General features: G+C 31.1%; 14 protein-coding genes, 1 tRNA gene and 1 pseudogene. 6 read left to right on the top strand and 10 right to left on the bottom strand.

What is annotated here, in order from left to right:
- Positions 1-26: 26 nt before the first annotated feature.
- Both GCU34_RS11265 and GCU34_RS11260 read right to left on the bottom strand, forming a co-directional pair.
- Positions 27-1,571, bottom strand: a complete 1,545-nt coding sequence (locus GCU34_RS11265; protein WP_072782000.1) for an Rne/Rng family ribonuclease — start codon at positions 1,569-1,571, stop codon at positions 27-29.
- 310 nt (positions 1,572-1,881) lie between these two features.
- Positions 1,882-2,175: an HU family DNA-binding protein gene (locus tag GCU34_RS11260; protein ID WP_072782002.1), complete on the bottom strand. Its 294-nt coding sequence runs from the start codon at positions 2,173-2,175 to the stop codon at positions 1,882-1,884.
- Between the two features lie 135 nt (positions 2,176-2,310).
- Here GCU34_RS11260 and mutY point away from each other — a divergent pair, with 135 nt between their 5' ends.
- The 4 genes and pseudogenes from mutY (at position 2,311) to gldD (ending at position 5,741) form a co-directional block, all read left to right on the top strand.
- Positions 2,311-3,342 carry an A/G-specific adenine glycosylase gene (gene mutY / locus GCU34_RS11255; RefSeq protein ID WP_072782003.1) on the top strand — a complete coding sequence of 344 codons (1,032 nt, stop codon included), beginning with the start codon at positions 2,311-2,313 and terminating at the stop codon, positions 3,340-3,342.
- A gap of 41 nt (positions 3,343-3,383) precedes the next feature.
- On the top strand, positions 3,384-3,836 hold the full coding sequence (locus GCU34_RS11250) for a single-stranded DNA-binding protein (protein WP_072782004.1): 453 nt from the start codon (positions 3,384-3,386) through the stop codon (positions 3,834-3,836).
- Positions 3,837-3,858: 22 nt separating this feature from the next.
- Positions 3,859-5,153, top strand: a pseudogene (locus tag GCU34_RS11245) (gliding motility-associated protein GldE).
- Between the two features lie 33 nt (positions 5,154-5,186).
- Complete coding sequence (gene gldD / locus GCU34_RS11240) at positions 5,187-5,741, top strand: gliding motility lipoprotein GldD (protein WP_449403950.1); 555 nt, start codon at positions 5,187-5,189, stop codon at positions 5,739-5,741.
- Between the two features lie 45 nt (positions 5,742-5,786).
- Here the strand turns inward: gldD and GCU34_RS11235 are convergent.
- Positions 5,787-5,868: transfer RNA gene (locus GCU34_RS11235), tRNA-Leu, on the bottom strand.
- 368 nt (positions 5,869-6,236) lie between these two features.
- Between GCU34_RS11235 and GCU34_RS11230 the strand changes: the two genes are divergently transcribed.
- Entirely contained in the window at positions 6,237-10,646 is a 4,410-nt protein-coding gene (locus GCU34_RS11230; protein WP_072782008.1) for a S8 family serine peptidase, read from the top strand.
- 59 nt (positions 10,647-10,705) lie between these two features.
- Here the strand turns inward: GCU34_RS11230 and GCU34_RS11225 are convergent, their stop codons facing one another.
- The 6 genes from GCU34_RS11225 to GCU34_RS14135 form a co-directional block, all read right to left on the bottom strand.
- Positions 10,706-13,483, bottom strand: a complete 2,778-nt coding sequence (locus GCU34_RS11225; protein WP_072782009.1) for a PD-(D/E)XK nuclease family protein — start codon at positions 13,481-13,483, stop codon at positions 10,706-10,708.
- A 61-nt stretch (positions 13,484-13,544) separates the two neighbouring features.
- Positions 13,545-14,945, bottom strand: coding sequence for an OmpA family protein (locus tag GCU34_RS11220; RefSeq protein ID WP_072782011.1), 1,401 nt, complete (start codon positions 14,943-14,945; stop codon positions 13,545-13,547).
- 101 nt (positions 14,946-15,046) lie between these two features.
- Positions 15,047-16,243, bottom strand: a complete 1,197-nt coding sequence (gene kbl, locus GCU34_RS11215; RefSeq protein WP_072782013.1) for a glycine C-acetyltransferase — start codon at positions 16,241-16,243, stop codon at positions 15,047-15,049.
- A gap of 15 nt (positions 16,244-16,258) precedes the next feature.
- The gene (locus GCU34_RS14145; RefSeq protein WP_262884246.1) at positions 16,259-16,429 is read right to left on the bottom strand and encodes a hypothetical protein; all 171 of its coding nucleotides are present in this window, start codon (positions 16,427-16,429) and stop codon (positions 16,259-16,261) included.
- A 53-nt stretch (positions 16,430-16,482) separates the two neighbouring features.
- Positions 16,483-18,240 carry a UvrD-helicase domain-containing protein gene (locus tag GCU34_RS14440; protein WP_394367531.1) on the bottom strand — a complete coding sequence of 586 codons (1,758 nt, stop codon included), beginning with the start codon at positions 18,238-18,240 and terminating at the stop codon, positions 16,483-16,485.
- Positions 18,222-19,421 carry a UvrD-helicase domain-containing protein gene (locus GCU34_RS14135; RefSeq protein ID WP_394367530.1) on the bottom strand — a complete coding sequence of 400 codons (1,200 nt, stop codon included), beginning with the start codon at positions 19,419-19,421 and terminating at the stop codon, positions 18,222-18,224. The genes GCU34_RS14440 and GCU34_RS14135 overlap by 19 nt, the downstream gene beginning before the upstream one ends.
- 108 nt (positions 19,422-19,529) lie before the next feature.
- Here GCU34_RS14135 and GCU34_RS11205 point away from each other — a divergent pair, with 108 nt between their 5' ends.
- On the top strand, positions 19,530-20,138 hold the full coding sequence (locus GCU34_RS11205) for a superoxide dismutase (RefSeq protein WP_072782016.1): 609 nt from the start codon (positions 19,530-19,532) through the stop codon (positions 20,136-20,138).
- Between the two features lie 412 nt (positions 20,139-20,550).
- Here GCU34_RS11205 and GCU34_RS11200 read toward each other — a convergent pair whose 3' ends face one another.
- Positions 20,551-22,452, bottom strand: coding sequence for an amidophosphoribosyltransferase (locus tag GCU34_RS11200; RefSeq protein ID WP_072782018.1), 1,902 nt, complete (start codon positions 22,450-22,452; stop codon positions 20,551-20,553).
- Positions 22,453-22,502 lie beyond the last annotated feature (50 nt).

The raw sequence follows: 22,502 nt of genomic DNA, 5'->3' as shown, positions 1-22,502 counted from the left end.
CCAATCTTACGAAAAGCGGTTTAGTTTTATTTAATTTCATTTCCTTCTTTGTCAAAGAAATGGTATTCTAAATACGTGTAAGCGTCACGAGGTATAATTTTCACCCATTTTTTATGTTCGATGAACCACTTCATACGAACTGATGGAAAACCTTTTTCAAGGTATGCTGCCACAAAAGGATGTGTGTTAAGCACAACTTTCTTATGGTCTTTTAAAATTCTTTCAACGTTATCAGTTATTTTGTCTATAATTACAATTGGAGCTTCAATTTCCCCATTTTCATTATTTGGGTTTTCTTCCCTAGTTTTTATAGCCACTTCTGGTCTAACGCGTTGTCTAGTAATTTGAATTAATCCAAATTTACTAGGAGGCAAGATTTTATGCTTAGCCTTATCGTCACTCATTTCTTCTTTCAAGAAATCATACAATTGCTTTCTATTTTCAGCATTTTGCATATCTATGAAATCAACAACAATAATTCCTCCCATATCACGTAAACGCAATTGTCTTGCTATCTCAGCAGCTGCAATCATATTTACTTCTAGAGCAGTTTCTTCCTGACTTTGAGCTTTGTTTGATCGATTACCGCTATTTACATCTACAACATGTAATGCTTCGGTATGTTCAATAATTAAATAAGCTCCTTTGGGCATTGAAACAGTTCTACCAAAAGAGGTTTTAATTTGTCTTTCGATATGATATTTCTCAAAAAGAGGTAATTCTTTACTTTGATAGTGTTTTACGATAGACACTTTATCCGGAGCTATTTCTTGCAAATAGTCCTTCGTTTGTAGATACAACTCCTCGTCGTCTACATGAATACCCGTAAAGGTATCATTAAATACATCTCTTAATATAGAAGATACTTTATTTAACTCTCCTAATACTTTTGATGGGTGATGAGCAGTTTGTAGTCTTTTGCACATGGCCGACCAGCGTTCAAATAAATTTTGTAAATCGCGATCAAGCTCTGCAACTTTTTTGCCTTCGGCTACTGTGCGAACAATAACCCCAAATCCTTTTGGTTTAATAGATTGAACCAATCTTTTTAAGCGCTCTTTTTCTTCTTTAGAAGTGATTTTTTGTGAAACCGACACTCTATCAGAAAACGGAACTAAAACCACATAACGTCCTGCTAATGAAATTTCAGAACTAATTCGCGGTCCTTTTGTTGAAATAGGCTCTTTAACAATTTGTACTAAAACTGATTGATTTGCACTTAGCACATCGGCTATAGCACCATCTTTATCAATTTCAGCTTCAAAAGGAAAATTTTTGAGTGAATAATCTTTTAATTTACCTGCGCTTACAAGTTTAATGAATTTTAATAAAGAAGCTAAATTTGGACCTAAATCATGGTAATGTAAAAATGCATCTTTCTCATAACCAAGGTTCACAAAAGCAGCATTTAATCCTGGTACTGGTTTTCTAATTTTTGCAATAAAAATATCGCCTACCTGGAACTTTGCTCCTTTTTCTTCTTCCTTATGTAATTCAATTAGTTTTCCATCTTTTAATAAGGCAAAATCTACTGCATCAGAACCTGAACGAATAATTAATTCTTTGTTCATGCGGTACATTTTTATCCCAACTATAAAGTTTTCTGTCTACGGTTACAATTCAAGAACTCATAACTTTTAGACTTTTAACTAAATTGAAAGGATGGATTAAACATTTTTTTACAGGTAATTTTACCCGAGAATCGACTGAATCGATTCGTTTCAAAGAACTTTTTAAAAAAAGAAAAGTAGTTTAAAACTACTTTTTCTTTTTATGACGGTTAGCTCTTGCTCTCTTCTTACGTTTGTGCGTTGCTACCTTATGTCTTTTTCTTTTTTTACCACTTGGCATAACTAGTTGGTTTTAATTAATAAATAAATTTTATACTGTAACTTCAGTTTTTGTTTTCACACCTTCAACAAATACTTTTGCTGGTTTAAAAGCTGGAATGTTGTGTGCAGGAATTTTAATCGTTGTATTTTTAGAGATGTTTCTTCCAGTTTTTTCAGCTCTAGTTTTAATAATAAAACTACCAAAACCTCTTAAGTAAACATTATCTCCTGTTTCTAATGAGTTTTTTACTTCTTCCATAAAAGACTCCACAGTTGCTTGAACATCAGATTTTTCAAGACCTAATTTCTCAGAAATTTTCGCTACGATATCAGCTTTCGTCATTTTCTTTCGTATTAATTTTATGTGTTCATTTTTTTGAGAGTGCAAATATACGAATAAAAAAAACAATAACTCAACCTTAATTGATTAAAATTTAACTGTTAAAGTTTTTAATTTTGCTTTTTTAAGCAATTTTAAATGGAATTTTCTAAAGCATTAATTAGTTGGTATTTACAAAATAAACGAGATTTACCTTGGCGAAACACTAAAAACCCATATTACATTTGGCTTTCAGAAATCATTTTACAACAAACAAGAGTTGCACAAGGACTGCCCTATTATTTAAAATTTACAGAAACATTCCCTACTGTTCAAACTCTTGCAAATGCTGACGAAGAAGAGGTTTTAAAACTCTGGCAAGGCTTAGGTTATTATTCTAGAGCAAGAAATCTACATCAAACTGCAAAGAATATTTCACAAAATAAAAACGGAAAATTTCCCGATAATTATTTAGAACTAAAAAAACTAAAAGGTGTGGGCGACTATACAGCTGCCGCAATAGCTTCTTTTTCATATCAAGAAAATATAGCAGTTGTTGATGGAAATGTGTATCGTGTTTTGGCACGATATTTTGGCCTTGATCATGATATTTCGCAACCTAAAACCAAAAAAATATTTCAAGAACTTGCCGACAATTTACTTCCAAAAGGAAAAGCAAGCGAGTTTAATCAAGCCATTATGGAATTTGGCGCTTTACAATGTATTCCAAAAAATCCAGATTGCGAAACTTGCATTTTCAACAACAGTTGTTTTGCATTACAACATAAAAAAGTAGATCAATTACCTGTAAAACTTAAAAAAATTAAAGTAACTAACAGGTATTTAAACTTTGTTGTAGTAAAAGATATTAGTGGAAATTTTACCTTAGAAAAAAGATCTGAAAATGACATTTGGAAAAACTTACATCAATTTCCTTTAATTGAATCATCAACAAAAGATTCACTTGAAAAAACAATTCAAAATATTAAAATAAAATACAAAGTAGAAAACATTAAACTTTTTAACGAAAAAGAAATAATTCATAAATTATCGCATCAAAAATTACATATTCATTTTTTTGAGATTACTTTGGAAACAAATATAGAAAACAGCATTACTTTTAGTGAACTTCTCACAAAGCCTTTCCCTATTGTAATTCACAATTTTATTGAGGCTAATTATTTGAATTGATTAAAAAATAGTATATTTGGTTTACAAATCAACTACACGCCATGAACGGAACTGTAAACAAAGTCATTTTAGTAGGTCACTTAGGAGACGAAGTTAAAATGCATTATTTTGATGGTGGAAACTGCATAGGAAGATTTCCACTCGCTACAAATGAAGTTTATATTAACAAATCTACCGGAGAGAAAATTAATTCTACTGAATGGCACAACATTGTGGTGCGCAATAAAGCTGCCGAAATTTGTGAAAAATACCTTACAAAAGGTGATAAAATTTACATTGAAGGACGAATTAAATCGCGCCAATGGCAAACAGACGATGGTACAACAAAATATACAACTGAAATTCAGGTAACTGAATTTACATTTTTAACAACAAAAAAAGAAACTGAAGCTAGTGATAAGCAAAATTTTAGAGCTCCTGAAATTAATGTTCCTAAAAGCAGTACTTTTGAGCAAGAAAATTTAGGTAACTCAAATGATGATTTGCCTTTTTAATGTTTAACTAATTCAATTTAATTTGGACTCCGACCCTTCCAGTTTGGTTACTTCTTTTGATTTTGAAATACTAATAAGCGTTATTACGGTATTAGTTTTATTGTTATGTTCGGCTTTTATTTCAGGTTCTGAAGTAGCCCTTTTCTCACTTTCTCAAAAAGACATTGACGATTTAAAAGAAACCGATTATAGTAAAGGAAATTTAATTACTAATTTACTAGAAAGACCAAAAAAATTACTAGCTACTATTCTGGTGGCTAATAATTTCATAAACATTGCAATTGTTATTATTTTCTCTTCATTTAGCGAAAGAATTTTTGGCGCTGTCGCTTCCGAAATAATTCGATTTATACTTGAAGTTGTCGTAGTAACTTTCTTAATTCTACTTTTTGGAGAAGTTTTACCAAAGATTTATGCTAATAGAAATAATATTGCCTTTTCAAAATTAGTTGCAACACCTATTTCAATACTAGAAAAACTACTTTCACCATTAACAATTCCAATGCGAAATGTAACGCTTTACATTGAAAAAAATTTAGCGTTCAAAAAGTTAATTTTTCTGTAGACCAATTATCGCAAGCATTAGAATTAACCAATCAAGAAGAAACCACTCAAGAAGAACAGAAAATTCTAGAAGGAATTGTAACTTTTGGAAACACAGAAGTAAGACAAGTTATGAGTCCAAGAATTGATGTTTTTGCACTCGATTTAAGCGAAACTTTTGGAGAAATTTTACCTAAAATAATCGATAAAGGATATTCAAGAATACCCGTTTATAAAGAAACAATCGATCAAATTGAAGGAGTTCTTTTCATCAAAGATTTAATTCCACATATCGACGAGAATAAAGATTTTCAATGGCAACAATTAATTCGCGAACCTTTTTTCATTCCCGAAAATAAAAAACTTGATAATCTATTAAAAGAGTTCCAAGGAATGAAAAATCACTTAGCAATTGTAGTTGATGAATATGGAGGAACTTCAGGTTTAATTACACTTGAAGATATTTTAGAAGAGATTGTAGGAGACATTAGTGATGAATTTGATGATGAAGACATTATTTTTTCTCAAATAGATGAAAAAAACTTCGTTTTTGAAGGAAAAATCAGCTTAAAAGATTTCTTTAGAATAGTAGATATTAATGAAGAAGAATTTGAAAATTCTAAAGGAGAAGCAGAAACACTTGCAGGATTTATTCTTGAAATTTCAGGGAATTTCCCAAAGAAAAATCAAAAAATTCATTTCAAAAATTACACTTTCACAATTGAAAGTTTAGACAAAAGAAGACTAAAACAAATAAAAGTAACGTTAGAATAAAAATCTTTCTAACGAACAAACTGAAATAATCTGATGAAAAAAATACTTTTCCTTAACTTATTCATATCTCTTTTTTTTGCTTCATGTGGCGACGATACTATTCCAAAGCCAAAAGCTCAATTAAGATTAGATTATCCTAATTCAACTTATGGAAAACTAGAAGGCAGTTGTCCGTTTACGTTTTCAGTAAACAATACTGCCAAAATTAAATCAGGACAACCTTGTGCATATGAGATTCATTATCCTAAAATGAAAGCTACTATTTATGTTACCTACAAACAAGTAAACAACAATATAAACGATTTGCTTCGTGATGCACAAAAACTAACTTATGATCACGTAATAAAAGCCGATGATATTTCAACCCAACCTTTTATCAATAAAGAAAAAAAAGTGTATGGAATGTTTTCTGAAGTTGGTGGAAATGCCGCTACAAATGCACAGTTTTACGTAACGGATAGTACAAAAAATTTCCTTGTAGGAAGTATGTATTTTTATGCAAAACCAAATTTTGATTCAATTCTTCCCGCTGCAAGTTATCTAAAAGATGATATCAGGAAAATTATGGAAACCATTGAGTGGAAATAAAACTTTATAAAATAAAAAAGCCTTTCAAATGAAAGGCTTTTTTTGTGCGGGTGAAAGGACTCGAACCTTCACACCTTGCGGCACCAGATCCTAAGTCTGGCGTGTCTACCAATTTCACCACACCCGCAGTGGTTTTAATTATGGGTGCAAATATAATTATTCCTTTCTTATAAACAAACTGATTCAAAAAAATAATTTTATATCAAAATTTTTATAAATTAGCAATATTAATCCCAAAAAATTAAAACCTAACCGCTTAAAAATGATAAAAAATTACATTTTATTGTTTTTTTTCTTAATTAGCTAGTTTGTTAAATCTCAAACTCCTGAGCAAGTAAAACAAATTATTGCTAATTATGATCTAAAAAAAGGAGAAGAACTTTATAAACAAGTTAAAGCTAGACAAAAAGCCGACAAAGAAAAAGCAATAACTTTTGCAAAAAAAATAACATTCCAGTATATCGAGAAAACAAAGATGGTAGTTTTGACGAACTGATGTATTTACTGCCAAGTGGCGAACCTATTTATTTTTCAATTGACAATGCACAAGCCGCAACATCCACTCGTGTTGATTTTTTAAGATCTGGTGGTGGTTTAGGGTTAAATTTAACAGGCTCAGGAATGGTTCCAAGAATGTGGGACGGTGGACCTATTCACAATCATCAGGAATATGCTGGAAGAATTACAATGGTTGATGGCACTACTAGAAATGCAAATAGTTTTCATTCTATTCACGTAATGGGAAACATAATTGCATCTGGAACTTTTGGTGGTAGATCTGATGCAAAAGGAATGGCACCCGAAGCTACAGCTCGTTCATTTGATTGGAATGATGATGAAAGTGAAGCAATTTCAGAAGCTATGAATGGTATGCTATTATCAAATCATTCCTATGGCGTTCCAATTGCCAATGTTCCTGGAGCTTGGTACATGGGCGCTTATACTCAAGATTCCTACAATTGGGATGTTATTGCATACAATTTCCCATATTATTTACCAGTAATGTCTGCGGGAAATGATGGGACTACAACAAACCCTAGTCCCACAACAACCGGATATGATAAATTGAACGGTAATAAGACTGCAAAAAATATTTTAACCGTAGCAAATGCTCAAGATGCTACTGTGAATACAACAACTGGTACAATAACAGCTGGCGGAACTATTCACTCGTCTTCAAGTCAAGGCCCTACAGAAGATAGAAGAATTAAACCAGATATAACAGGCGATGGTGCTGGAACTGGCTCAGGAATATATTCATGTGGAAATGGTTCAGGAACTGGTGGAACGACATCACAATACACAACAATGCTTGGTACTTCAATGGCTGCCCCAAATGTTACAGGTACTTTAACATTAATTCAACAGCATTATTATAATGTTAATGGCTCTTTTATGAAAGCTGCTACTTTAAAAGGTTTGGCTTGTCACACTGCGACCGACAGAGGGAAACCTGGACCAGATGCTTATTATGGTTGGGGATTTTTAGATGCAAAATCATGTGCGGAAGCTATAACAAATAATGGTTTAACTTCGTGGATTTCCGAAGAAACTTTAAATCAAGGACAAACATTTACCATGCAAGTTGTTGCTCAAGGTGGTGGTGTACCTCTTTTGGGATCAATAACTTGGACCGACACTCCTGATGCAAGTAAAATTAACAATGGTACTTTAAACGAATCAACACCCGATTTAACAAACGATTTAGATATTAGAATTACTCAAGCCTCAAACACTTACTATCCTTGGCGTTTACAAAGTAGCGCTACAGCAAATGCAACAAGAAATAGTGATAACAACGTAGACAATGTTGAGCGTATTAACGTTGATACTCCTACTGCAGGAACTGTTTACACAATTACTGTTACTCACAAAGGTACTTTAGTTGGTGGTCCTCAAGCTTTTTCATTAGTTGTTACTGGGGTAACTTCAAATTTCACTTTTAATACAACTGCGAATACTCAAACTGTTTGTTCAAACGATCCAGATCCAGTTTATAATTTTAGCTTTAAAAAAATTGGTGGAGCATCTGTAAATTTATCTGCCAATAATGTACCAACAGGTGCTAATTTAAGTTTTAGTCAAAATTCTATAAACTCCGATGGAACTTTTTCGGTAACATTAAGTAACTTAACTAATGTAGCAGCCGGAACCTATGAAATAGAAATAATTGGAAACAATGGATCAGAATCTGAAAATAGAAAGATATATTTAACCATTTATCATTCAGATTTTACAACTTATCCTCAAATAACAAATCTGCCCTCAAACGGTTCGACAGGGATTTCAACGTCCCCAACGCTTTCATGGACAGGTAATACTAATGCAGAAAGTTATACTTTAGAAATAGCTACGGATGCTAATTTTAGTAATATAATTCATACTTCAGTAGAAAATGGAACTTCAATTCAAGTTAACGGATTAAGTGATCAAACCGTTTATTATTGGAGAGTTACGCCGTCAAATAGATGTGCTGCGGGAAATCCATCATCGCCAAAAGCTTTTCAAACTGGAATTCTAAATTGTAGTTATTCCTATACTCAAGGAAATGATGTAGTAATCAATAATACAGTAGATAACTCAGGAATTGGAATGGGTGCAGGCTGGAGTATTTCAACTGTAAATGTTCCAGATAATTTTACTGTTGGTAATGTAAATATGGATTTAATTCTAAATCACACATACATTCAAGACTTAACATTATATCTAGAAGACCCAGTTGGCAATTATATTATTTTAGCAGAAGAAGCTTGTGGTGATAATGACAACATTAATGCTAAATTTATAGATGGCGGCTTACCAATTACTTGTACTACCTCAGTTCCTGCATTAACTGGAAATAGACAGCCTAATCAACCTATGAGTACTTTTCAAAATGTAAACTCAAATGGTAATTGGTTATTATATGTTAACGACCCTTATAATGGTGATAATGGAATTATTGATAGTTGGACTTTAAATCTTTGTAGCATAGCACCTATTACAAATGTTCCAAATTTAGTAAACAATGGAATTGTAACATTAACTAATACATATCATCAAGTTATAACTTCTGAAATCTTTGCATCAACTTCATCTGAGTCTGCATCACAACAAGTATTTACTTTAGTTGAACTTCCAAATATTGGAGAAATAAAACTTAACAATGTTATATTAGTTATTGGCGATACATTTACTCAACAAGATATTGATAATGGTAATCTAACTTACACTAATACAGAATCTGTAGGTAATATTACTACTATGACAGTAGATGTTAAGAATTCTGGTAATGGATGGATTGGAAACCAAGTAGTAAACATTACTATTGTAGCTTGTGGCGAAATCAGTACGACATGGAATGGTTCATCATGGTCAAATGGAGCTCCTTCAAAAGTAAAATCTGCAACATTTACGGGTAATTATTCTTCAAGTTCGAGTATTGAAGCTTGTTCTGTTTCAGTAACTAACAATGCTCAAGTTACAGTTAATGCTGGTCATACTTTTGTGGTAAATGGTGCAGTTAATGTTGCTGCTGGTTCATTATTAACAATTGAAAATAATGCTGCTTTACGTCAAATTGATGATACTGCTGTAAATACTGGTGCTATTTTAGTAAAACGTAGTTCATCTCCAATGATTCGTTTAGATTATACAGCTTGGTCTTCACCAGTTGCTTCACAACAATTACAGGCTTTTTCGCCAAATACTGTAGCTACTCGTTTCTACGAATATTTATATACAGGATCAACTACTCCAACAGCTTATCAATCGGTAACACCAACTAATAGTTTTGTGGCTGGAAAAGGATATATGATTCGTGTGGATAATACATGGCGTTCATCTACCCCTTCAGCATATAATGGAGAGTTTAATGGCGTTCCTTTTAATGGAATAGTTAATCAAAGTGTTGGTACAGGATACAATTTATTAGGAAATCCTTATGCTTCACCTATGAATGCAGATATTTTCTTAAGTGATAACACTAGTATTAGTGCACTTTATTTCTGGACCAATACAACTCCAGCAAGTGGCGGCGTATATCTTCAAAACAACTTTGCTTCGTATACAACATTAGGAGGTGCTGCTGCCTTTGCTAGTGCTAAAGTTCCAAATGGAACTATTCAAACAGGACAAGGATTCTACATTCAAGCTTCGGCTGCAGATGGAATCGTCTTTAACAATGCACAGCGTGTAGATGCAGTTGCAAGTACTCAATTCTTTAGAACATCTCAAGCTAATGCTACTACGATGGCACCAGTTGAAAAACATAGAGTTTGGTTAAACTTAAATGATAACAATACTTCTTATAACCAAATTCTTGTAGGTTACATGGAAGGTGCAACAAACGCTGTTGACAATACAATTGATGGTAAATTTTTAGACAATACTAAACCAATGATTTACTCAGTTTTAAATAATGAAGCTTATGTAATTCAAGGTAAAGCATTGCCATTTAACGATGAAGATATTGTACCTCTTGGATTAAAAGTTCTAGAATCGGGTAATTACAACATCGCAATTGAAACTTTTGATGGCTTATTTGACACTCAAAATGTATATTTAAAAGACAATCAATTAAACATTGTTCACGATTTAAAACAATCGGCATATAACTTTACAAGTACTGCTGGTGTTTTCGAAAATCGCTTCGAATTGGTTTACAGATCAACATTATCGCAAGATGAAGTTGTTGGAGAAAACCATGTTTCAATTTATACAAACGAAGAAGGAATTCAAGTTTCGTCAAGTAAAACAATTCAAGAAATTGTAGTGTATGATGTTTTAGGTAGAGTTTTATATCAAAACAACGCAATCAATAAAGAAACTTTTGCTGTACAATCAATCTTAAAAGCGAACCAAGCTTTAATTGTAAAAGTAAAAGACAATAACGGCATTGTAAAAACAGAAAAAGTAATTTATTAAGAATCAATTATTTTAATAAAAAAGTAAAAGGCTAGTAAATATTTACTAGCCTTTTGTTTTTACTTAATTTGTTCCAAAAATGGAATATCTGGATTTAGAATTTTATTTAAAAGGTCAATTAAAGTTATTTTAAACTCGTTTAAAGCACTTTCGCTTATTTTTGAATCATCATTATATAAGAAAGGTAAAAAACCAGCTCCAAGGTTTTTAAATGAAATAATTCCAGCTTCTACTTCATAGTCTTTAAAATCATCATTTGATGATAACATTAGAGCATAACATAGTAACTGAATTATTTTATCATTTTTAATTTCATCCATTAAAAAGGAAAAATCTTTTAATTTTAGACTTCTAGCTTCTACCTTACCAGTTTTGTAATCTATTATTCGGATTTTATTATTCCTTTTTTCAATTCTGTCTACTTTACCAGCAATTTTTATTTCGAAAGGTAAATTCTCATCCTTTAAAATATAACTCAAATCTTTCTCTAAAGCTAAAATTTGAATTTCTTCCCCATTGAGCACCGCTTCTTTTTCTAATTGTAATAAATTGTAAATATTTCGCTTTGCTACTTCAAAAGCAATAAAATTCTTCCCTTTTCTAATATTTCCTTGTTTATAAACAATTTTAAATTCTTCTTCAACCAATTGATCAATTTTGGAAATCATATAATCAATATCACTAATATCAATTACTTTTCCACTTTGTTCTAAAGGCGTATATAATTTTTCTAAAGCATTATGAATAATTGTTCCCAAAGTGTTCACAGCAATATTTTCTTCTACATCATCAACATCGTTAATACTCAAAACACGTTGTAAATAAAATTGTTTAGGATCGCGAATAAAATTCGTCAAAGATGAAGGAGAAAAACCCTTTTCAGTTGCAATACTTTTTAGTCGTTCTAAAAGTAAATCTGATTTTAGAATTTCAAATTTTTCATAAGCTCGTTCTGGCAATACAGCGTTGTAAGTTGTTTTCTTTAAATTATGTTGTGGTAACGTTTCAATTTCTAATTGTTGTAAAAATCTACTTTTCTCGCCTGCATCAATTCCTTCAGAATCTGTATTATAGAGTAAATAAACATTTTTGGCTCTAAATAATAAATGATAAAAGTGATAACTATAAATAGCGTCTTTTTCTTTGTTTGTTGGTAAACCAATTTCTCTTTTTACATCATAAGGAATAAATGACATTTGCGCTTTCCCCGAAGGAAATTTTCCTTCATTTACCGATGTAATAATAACATTTTCAAAATCTAAAACCCTAGATTCTAAAACACCCATAATTTGTAAACCTGTTAAAGGTTCACCTTCGAAAGAAACTTCGGCTAAATCTTGAATTTGTTTAAAAACAACTTGTAAATCATCAACATTATTAATGTAATTGTATCTTTCTTGATAAGAAATTATTTTATTAAGCTCTTTATAAACCGAATGCAAAAACGTGATATTAATCCTTTGGTTTTCGACATCAAGAATAAGATCTTCTCTAACAAAATCTAAAACTAATTTTAATCGATTCAAAATATCAAGAATAGTAGTATCGTTCCACGGTTGAAATAGAACTTTAAAAAAATCACTCTCAACACAATGAGAAAATTCTTTAATAGAAATAAAAGTCTCATAATTAAAGAAAGTAAAATTATTTTGTTTTATAAATTTAACTCCTTCATGAGCGTTTAAAATAGGCTCAACGAAAACATTATTTAAAACCGATAAAACATCTCTATAATAAAAAGTATAAGAAGAATTACTTCTGTTTAAAGCAGTAATGTGCAACTTCAAAATATTATTTAACAGCAATTGAATAGGATTACTTTTAGCAGAAAAGCCCATAGTAATATTCAATCCACTTTCAATATTTGGTAAATTATTAAGAACCGGCAACAATAGATTTTCATCTCCTAAAACTATAGCTGTTTTTTCAATACTACTTCCACTATTGATTAAATCTTCTATAATTTTTCCAGCAATTTTAGCTTGACCAATAGATTTTGGAGTACCAATTATTTCAATATTTTTTTTGTTTTGAAACTCTTGATTGATATAATCAAATGGATGTGATTTATAAAATTTCCAATCTTTCTTGTATCTCCTTAAAAAAAGACCCACATCGTGATGATCGTTCAGCAAAAAATATTCATCAATATCCCAAATAATTTTAGCTCTTTCCGTTTCTAAAAACTTCTGTACAATGATTTCTTCCGCATTATTTAATGCATTAAAACCAGCAAAAACATAATATCTATTCGTTTCTTCAATAAATTTTTCTAAAGCCGAAACAGACTCTCTATAAATAAGCCCTTGATAACCAACTCTTTTAACTCTTAAATGTTTGTAAAAATTATGATAATATGTAGGTAATTTTTTCCAAAAAACAAAGTTGTCATCTATCAGTTTTGTCTTATTCTCAGCGTCTAAATCCCACCTTTCTAAAGCCTTTATTTCCGATAAATAAGAAAATATATAATTTGGATCAATTAAATATCGATCTATTTCATTAAAATCTTGAATTAATGTTTTACCCCATTTTGTAAACTCGTTAAAAGACTGATTGGTTTCATCTAATTTTAAAGATAAATAAACATGGTACAATTCAAACAACAACTCAACAGAATCAATTGCTCTAATTTGAGCTATATTTTGAATTAACTCATCAATACTAATAACGATTGGAGCAAAAATTGTTTGCGATGCATTATTTTTTATTTTATCTAATAAAAATATTTTTGCTCTCTTATTAGGCAAAACGATAGTTAATTGATCTTTATAAAGATTAAAGTCTTTTAAAAAACTAGCGGTTAATTGATCTAAGAATGTATTTGTATTATTCATTTTATAAAAATAAAAAAACGCCCCTAATTGGGGCGTTTTCTTTAGATATATTTTAATTAAATTATTTTACTAATTTAACTTCAACTCTACGGTTGTTAGCTCTACCTTTTGCAGTTTTGTTTGTGTCAATTGGTTTTGACTCACCAAAACCTACTGAAGATAATCTAGCTGTAGAAATTCCGTGCTCTACTAAGTAATCTTTAACAGCAGCAGCTCTAGCTTCAGATAACTTTTGGTTTAAAGCATCAGCACCTTGGCTATCAGTGTGCCCTTCGATTGAGAAGTTAGCATTTGGATATTCTTTTAAGATAGCTGTAATAGCTTCTAAAACTGGGAAAGTTTGTTTTTGGAAAGATGATTTACCTGAATCAAATAATATTGTTTTAGCATAATCATTTAATTTTTTAATAGTTTCTTCAGAAACTTCAGGACATCCATTGTTAGCTACAGTACCAGCAACTGTTGGACATTTGTCATCTTTATCATTTACACCATCACCATCAGTATCGGGCCAAGGACAACCACCGTTTTCTTTTGGACCTTTAACTTGAGGACAGTTGTCATCTTTATCAGCAACACCGTCACCGTCAGCATCAGGACAACCATTCATGATTTTAGTACCAGCTACTTCAGGACAAGCATCTTCTGAATCAATGATTCCGTCACCATCAGTATCAGGACAACCATTGAATTCTTTTAAACCAGCTACATCTGGACAAGAATCATCTTTATCAGCGATTCCGTCAGCATCAGTATCTGGACATCCCATGAACTCAACTAAACCAGGAGTTTCAGGACATGCATCATCTTTGTCATAAATACCATCACCGTCCGTATCTTTACCACCAAATTTGAAAGTAAGACCTAACATGTGTTGGAAATGAGTAGGAACGTCTAAGTTTGGCATTCTATTGTCATCAAAAGAATGTTTATAAGTTGTAGTAAAATTAAGACCTACTTGCTCAGTAAACCATAAAGTTAACCCAGCACCTCCGTTTACAGTACCTGCAGAAGCATCACCAACAAATTGGTAACCTCCACCTAAATGTAATGATGGATCTAACCATTTAGTTCCAATCATTTCTAAAAAGCTATACTTAACAGTAGCATCTACACCATAGTAAGATAAGTCACCTGGATTGTAAACCATGTCAGTAGACTCAGTACCAGGAACTCTTTCAATCCATCTGTCAATTTTGTTAACCGATCCCGTTAATCCGAAAGAAAATCCGTCACCAACGTATCTTGATACAGTTAAATAAGACACTGATGGTAAAATATTCCAGTTTTTGTTAGCATTAGCTAACTGTACAAAATTTGGTTTATCATTACCTTCAGCACTAATTTTTGTGTCAACACCGTTTACACCAAACGATACTGCCCATGGGTTGTTGCTATCTTGAGCTTGCGCAGTAAAACCAGCAAACATTAAAGCAGCAGCAAAAAATTTAAGTTGTTTCATACTTTACTAAATTTAATTACAATGCGTTATAATTAGCACAAATGTAGTATTTTTTTTTAAATCAAAAAAGTTTTGTTAAAAATTATACAACAAGAGTGAATTTAATTTATGACTTTTAACATTTTACCAACTTCAGTAAATGCACTTATAGCTTTATCCAAGTGTTCTTTTTCATGAGCAGCCGATAATTGTACTCTAATTCTAGCTTTACCTTGAGGCACAACTGGATAGAAGAATCCAATTACATAAACTCCTTTCTTTAATAGTTCATCTGCCATTACTTGAGAAAGCTTAGCATCATATAACATTACAGGTACGATTGCAGAATCGCCATCTATAATATCGAAACCAGCATTTTTCATTCCTTCTTTGAAATAGTTTGTATTCCACTCTAATTTATCACGTAGTGAAGTATCTTTTTCTAATAATTCAAAAACTTTTAAAGAAGCCCCAACAATTGAAGGTGCTAAAGAGTTTGAAAACAAATAAGGACGAGAACGCTGACGTAAAATTTCAATAACTTCCTTTTTAGCAGTTGTATATCCTCCCATCGCTCCTCCTAAAGCTTTTCCAAGTGTACCAGTAATAATATCTACCCTACCCATTACACCTTTAGCCTCTAATGTTCCTTTTCCTGTTGCGCCAATAAAACCAGCAGCATGGCATTCATCTACCATTACCATGGCATCATATTTATCTGCTAAGTCACAAATATTATCCAATGGAGCTACTAAACCGTCCATAGAAAAAACTCCATCTGTAACAATTAATTTAAAACGATGACCTTTTTCTGAAGCAGCTATTAATTGTGCTTCTAAATCGGTCATGTCATTATTTTGATAACGATAGCGAGCCGCTTTACACAAACGAACGCCATCAATAATTGATGCGTGATTTAAACTATCAGAAATAATACAATCTTCTTCTCCTAATAAAGGTTCAAAAACACCACCATTGGCATCAAAAGCAGCAGCATATAATATTGTATCTTCAGTTCCATAAAAATGAGCAATTTTTTGCTCCAATTCTTTGTGAATATCTTGAGTTCCACAAATAAAACGTACAGACGACATTCCGAATCCGTGTGTATCTAAAGCATCTTTTGCTGCTTGAACAACTTCAGGATGTGACGACAACCCTAAATAATTATTAGCGCAAAAATTTAAAACTTTCTCTCCTGTTGATATCGTAATTTCTGCCCCTTGTGGCGAAGTAATGATACGCTCTTTTTTATAAAGACCATTTTCTTTGATGGTTTCTATCTCTTGTTGTAAGTGTTGTTTGATTTTTCCGTACATAATTTGGTTTTGTTTTTACAAAAGTACTACTTGTATCGATTGGTTTGTATAAACTAATACTTTTTTAATTACTTTAAAGTTCATTTTCTGCAATGTTAATGCGTATTTTTCTAACTGTTTTTTGTGATTATCTGAAAATTCTCCTGTTTTATAATCAAGAATTAAAACATTGGTTCCTTGAATCACAATTTTATCTGGTTTTAGGTTACCAAATTCGGAATCTAAAATTAATTGCTCATTTAAAACCTTATTCTTTCCATCAAAAAAGACTCTAATTCTGGATGATTAATAATTTCTTGAATTGTATTTCTAAAAGCTTTTGATTCATTTATAGTTATAACGCCATTTTCTATGTTTTTTTCTAAAGCAACCTCAACATCATTTTTACTGTAAATTAAAGCCATAATTTCATGTAACGTATTCCCATAATTTATCGCTTCTTGCTGAGCAGTTCCCCAAAGCAAAGCTTCTTTTTGAGCAATTTTAATTTGGTTAAACTCTAATTTGTTCTCAACATTAAGAATGTTTTGCTGAAGACTTTCTTTAGTTTTATATATCGAAATTCTTTTACTTGAACCGAACTCATATTCTAAAATATTGTCATTAAACTTATTAACCGACATTAAATATTCTAGAAAATAATAGGACAAATTCTTTTCGTTAATTACACCTTTTTTAGAAACAATTTTATTAGAAATAATGTACAATTGCTCCTTAGCTCTTGTTAAGGCAACATATAAAACATTTATAGTATCGAATTTTTGCTCTTGATCTACTTTTTCAAAAACCAATTGTGCACTTTCGCCATAATTTATCACATCTTTATTTTTATTTACTAAAGCTTTAGGTAAATCGAATTCGTTACTTTCTTCAAAATCAATCCAAATTTTATCAGATTTATTTCTAGAAAAATCTTCTTCGGCAAAAGGATAAATTACAACCGGAAATTCTAAACCTTTAGATTTGTGAATAGTCATTATTCTAATGGCATTTGTTCCTTCTGGAGACGGAATACTTTTTTCGAAACCAATTTTATCCCAATAATCTATAAAATCGGCAACGCTCGATTTGTTTTTAGCATCGCGCTCTAAAACCAAATCAAGAAAATATTGCACATAAGAATTATTTGATTTCTCTTTTAGAAAAGCATTAATCAAAATTTCAACAACTTCATACAAAGATTTTGTTCGGCACGTTTTAAACGAAATTGAAATTCCAAGATTTTTAAAATTGGCTTCAGTTTCAGCTTCGGTTAATCTTAAATTATGAACTATGAAATCGTGAACAGGTAATTCTTTTTGGAAATATTTGGCCACAAAATACAGAATCATAGCTTTTGATTCTAAATCGTTTGGATTGTTTAAAAACCTTAAAGCCGAAATCAACAGTCTAACTTCAGTAGCATTTTGTAACATTAAAGCTTCAGACGTTAAAATTTGGATATTTTTTTCGGTTAAAAAATTGGCCAACAAAACACCTTCTCGCTTAGCTCGAGTAAGTAAAACAATTTCACCTAATTGAAATCCATTTTCTAGACACTTTTCAATAGTTTCTAAAGTTTTTTCGAGATACAATTTATTTTTATAACTCAAATCTTCCTCCTCGGCATCATAAAATTCTTCATTTTCAGTTGAAATAAAAGATAAATTTACATAACCGCCTTTTCTATTATTTTCTTCTTGAATGGAAGTTTCTTTATATAATTTTTGGTAATCTAAATTCTCGAATTGATTGGCTAAATGATGGAAAAACTTATTATTGAAATCTATAACTTCACTATAACTTCTATAATTTGTTTTTAAATTTTCTACTAACTTGTCTTTGTTAGAAAATGGATTTTGTGTTTTGCTTAATTCTATAAATTGCTCTGCTTTTCCACCACGCCATCTGTAAATAGATTGTTTTGGATCGCCCACTAACATTAAACTTCCTTTAATTCCATTGTCTTCGGAAGAAAGCGCATTATCTATTAACGGAATTAAATTGTTCCACTGCATTTCTGATGTATCTTGAAACTCATCAATAAAAAATGACGGTATTTTTCGCCTAACTTTTCATATATAAAAGGCGATGGTTGATCTTGAATCTCATCGGAAATAATTTTATTAAAATCGGCAATTGATAATGTGTTTTGCTCTTCTTGTATTTTTTTATATTCTTTATTAATTGTGTTTAATAAAGATAATGGTGTAATATTTTTTTGAAATGCACTGTAGAAATAAAGTTTCCCTACAAGTTCATTTATTTTTAAAATTTGATCTAAAATATAGATAGCATTATCGTCAATCCAATTTTTATCTGCCGCTGAAGTAGTTTTAGAGTATCTTGAACTTTCTCCGTCTAAATATTTAACAACAGTGGTATTGATAGATAAATTACCTGAAGCAATTTTTTGTAAAAAGTTTGGAACTAAAGAACGATAAAAAGAATTTATAACACAATTGGCTTCTATAAGTTTTAATGACTTTAATCCAATTTCAATTATTTCATTCTCTAGTGCTTCTTTTTGATGTTTTAATTTTAATCTAACTTCAACAAAATCATTGAACGTTTTTCCATCTAATTGATTTACTTCCTTCGCGTGAATTTCTTTTGTAAGTAACTCGGCTATTTCATACAATTCATAAGAAATATCCCAGTTTTTATCTTCATCTGTTTTTGTTTTAGAAAAATCAACTAAAAAAGAAGTTAGTTCTTCATCTTCTCCTACTTTTGAAATTACCAAATCAACGGCTTCCTGTAAAAGCGATTTTGTATCTAAAGTAACTTCAAAATTTGAAGGTAAATTTAAATCTTGAGCAAATGAACGAATTACTTTTAAAGTAAATTTATCGATAGTAGAAATTCCAAATGAAGAATAATTATGAATAATATTCTTTACAATTGCTTTCGATTTATCTCTAATTGTTGCAAACGACAAACCAGTTTCGATATGAATAGCTTCTAATAAATCTTGAAAATCATCATCTACCACATCTTTAGAAAAAGCCAACAAGCTATTTAAAATTCTACTTTTCATTTCTTCTACTGCTTTATTAGTAAAAGTGATGGCTAGAATTCTTTTATAAGCATCGTCATTAGGCGATAAAAAAAGAATTTTCAAATATTCTTTAGCAAGTGTAAAAGTCTTTCCCGAACCTGCCGAAGCATTGTATATAGTAAATGAATGTGATTTCAAAATGTTATATTTATCTTAATTATACTACTATAAAAAGTATCTATTTCCAATTGCAAACATTAATTTGTAAATTTGGGAAAAATATTACTAATCTAAAAATATAATATCATGGCTTTTGAATTACCAAAATTACCATATGCATATGATGCATTAGAACCACATATTGATGCTAGAACTATGGAAATTCACCATACAAAACATCATAACGCATATACTACAAATCTTAATGCTGCTATTGAAGGATCTGATATGGCTGGCAAAACAATTGAAAATATCTTAATTAACTTAGATATGAACAATGGAGCTGTTAGAAATAACGGTGGCGGATTTTACAATCACAATTTATTTTGGACAGTTATGTCTCCAAACGGTGGTGGAAAACCAACTGGTGAATTAGCTGAAGCTATTGAAAGAGATTTCGGTTCATTTGAAGAATTTAAAGCTCAGTTTGCTAAAGCTGCAGCAACTAGATTTGGTTCTGGTTGGGCTTGGTTATGTGTTCACAAAGGTGGTAAATTAGAAGTTTGTTCATCTGCTAACCAAGACAATCCATTAATGCCAGGAATTGGTTGTGGTGGAGCTCCAATCTTAGGCTTAGACGTTTGGGAACACGCTTATTATTTAAACTACCAAAACAGAAGACCAGATTATATTGAAGCTTTTTTTAATGTAGTTAATTGGGAAGAAGTTACAAGAAGATTTGCTACTGAAAAATAATCAGTTACAAATAAATTAAAAAAGGCGACAAACTAAAAAGTTTGTCGCCTTTTTTGTACCAATTAACTAATATTTAAAAAAAAGGTGAAATGTTACTTTCACCCTTTTGCCCCAAATCTACCATAAAACTTAACCTACTAATTTTCTGGTAGAGCTAAAGTATAGCGGATATTGTATTCAATCTAAAAAATTTGTTGAACTTCTAAAAAAATCGATAAACGACACAAAAACATGTCATTTTTACTAAAATTATAACAAATAAAAAAGGTGAAATATTACTTTCACCCTTTTTGCCCCAAATCTACCATAAAACTTAACCTACTAATTTTCTGGTAAGGCTAAAGTATGGCGGATTTTATATTCTATCTAAAAAATTTGTTGAACTTCTAAAAAAATCGATTAACCGCATTTTTTAATAAGCTCTAGCGTTATTTCCTTCATAAAAATTAATAAAAGCTTTGTTAACCACACGGTTTCCACCAGGTGTTGGATAATCTCCAGTAAAATACCAATCGCCTAAATTTTTAGGACAAGCTTTATGCAAATCTTCAACCGTTTGATAAATAATACTCACTTTTGCGCCTGTATTTTTTGGTGTTAGCATTTCCGCTATTTTAGCAGATATTTCTTTATCTGCAAAAGGAGCATAAACTTCCTTTACAAAATTAACCACATCAGTATCTGGCAGATTTTCTTGTGCTTTAGATTTTTTATAAACCGCATCAATTGTTTCTTGATAAATTCCTCTATCTTTTAGCAGTTCTAAAGCTGCTTGAAAAGCAATAAATCCATCTAAACGAGCCATATCGATACCATAACAATCTGGATAACGGATTTGAGGTGCCGATGAAACTACAACAATGTGTTTAGGGTTTAATCGATCCATCATTCTAATGATACTTTGCTTTAGAGTAGTTCCCCTAACAATACTATCGTCAATAATTACTAAATGATCTTCTGGTTTTACAACCCCATAAGTTACATCGTAAACATGTGCTACTAAATCATCTCTAGAACTATCTTCTGTAATAAATGTTCGCAATTTAGCGTCTTTAATTGCTATTTTTTCAGTACGAATTTTAACTTTTAGAATTGCATTTAATTCTTCTTCTGTAATTGAAGCTCCTGCATCTAAAATACTTTTCGTTTTTCTCTGATTTAAAAAATCTTGGGCCGCTTCTGTCATCCCAAAAAAGGATGTTTCTGCTGTATTAGGAATGTAAGAAAAAACACTATTATCAGTTTCATAATTAATTGCTTCTAATACTTGAGGAAAAACTAATTTTCCTAGCATTTTACGCTCTTGATAAATTTCTGCATCGCTTCCTCTTGAAAAATAAATGCGCTCAAAAGAACATGCTTTTTTAATTACTGGTGTTCTTACTTCTTTTATTATTACCGAATTGTCCTTTTTTATAACTATTGCGTTACCAGGCTCTAATTCTTGAACAGCTTCAAAAGGAACATTAAATACAGTTTGAATTACAGGTCTTTCAGATGCAACTACAACAACTTCGTCATCTTCATAAAAATATGTTGGTCGAATTCCTGCTGGATCTCTCATTACAAAAGCATCTCCGTGACCTAATAAACCTGCCATTGCATAGCCTCCATCCCATTTTCTAGAAGCTTTTTCTAAAATAGTGTGAATATCTAAACGCTTTTCGATTTCTGGTGAAGCATCTTTTTTAGAAAATCCTTCTTGTTTTAAATCTTTGTAAATATGAGTCACTTCTTTATCTAAGAAATGCCCAATTTTTTCCATTACGGTTACTGTATCTGCTAATTGTTTGGGATGTTGACCTAAATCTACTAAACTGTTAAATAGCTCTTGTACATTTGTCATGTTGAAATTACCTGCAACAATTAAGTTGCGGTGTTTCCAGTTATTTTGACGTAAAAAAGGATGTACATTTTCAATACTATTTTTTCCAAAAGTTCCATAGCGAACATGTCCTAAGAAAACTTCGCCTACATATGGAATATTTGCTTTTTGAGCAGCAACATCATCAATATATTCTGGATTATTTTCTAGTTCTTGATTAATTCGATTATTAATTTGATCGAAAACATCTTTGATAGGTTGCGCTTGATTGGAACGAATTCTACTGATGTATCTATTTCCTGGCTCAATATCTAATTTAATACTTGCTAAACCTGCACCATCTTGACCACGATTGTGCTGCTTTTCCATTAACAAATACATTTTTTGAACACCATAAAAAGCACTTCCGTACTTTTCTTTGTAAAATTCTAGTGGCTTTTTTAATCTAAGTAAAGCAATACCGCATTCGTGTTTAATAGCGTCGCTCATAGTGTTGTGTTGTTGTTGTGTTTAAAATATTTTAAAAAAATAAATGCCCC

Origin of the sequence: Flavobacterium haoranii, from assembly GCF_009363055.1 — a bacterium.
Taxonomy (GTDB): Bacteria; Bacteroidota; Bacteroidia; order Flavobacteriales; family Flavobacteriaceae; genus Flavobacterium; species Flavobacterium haoranii.
Note: the sequence above shows the minus strand (reverse complement) of the source record. Positions and strands in the feature narration are given on the sequence as shown.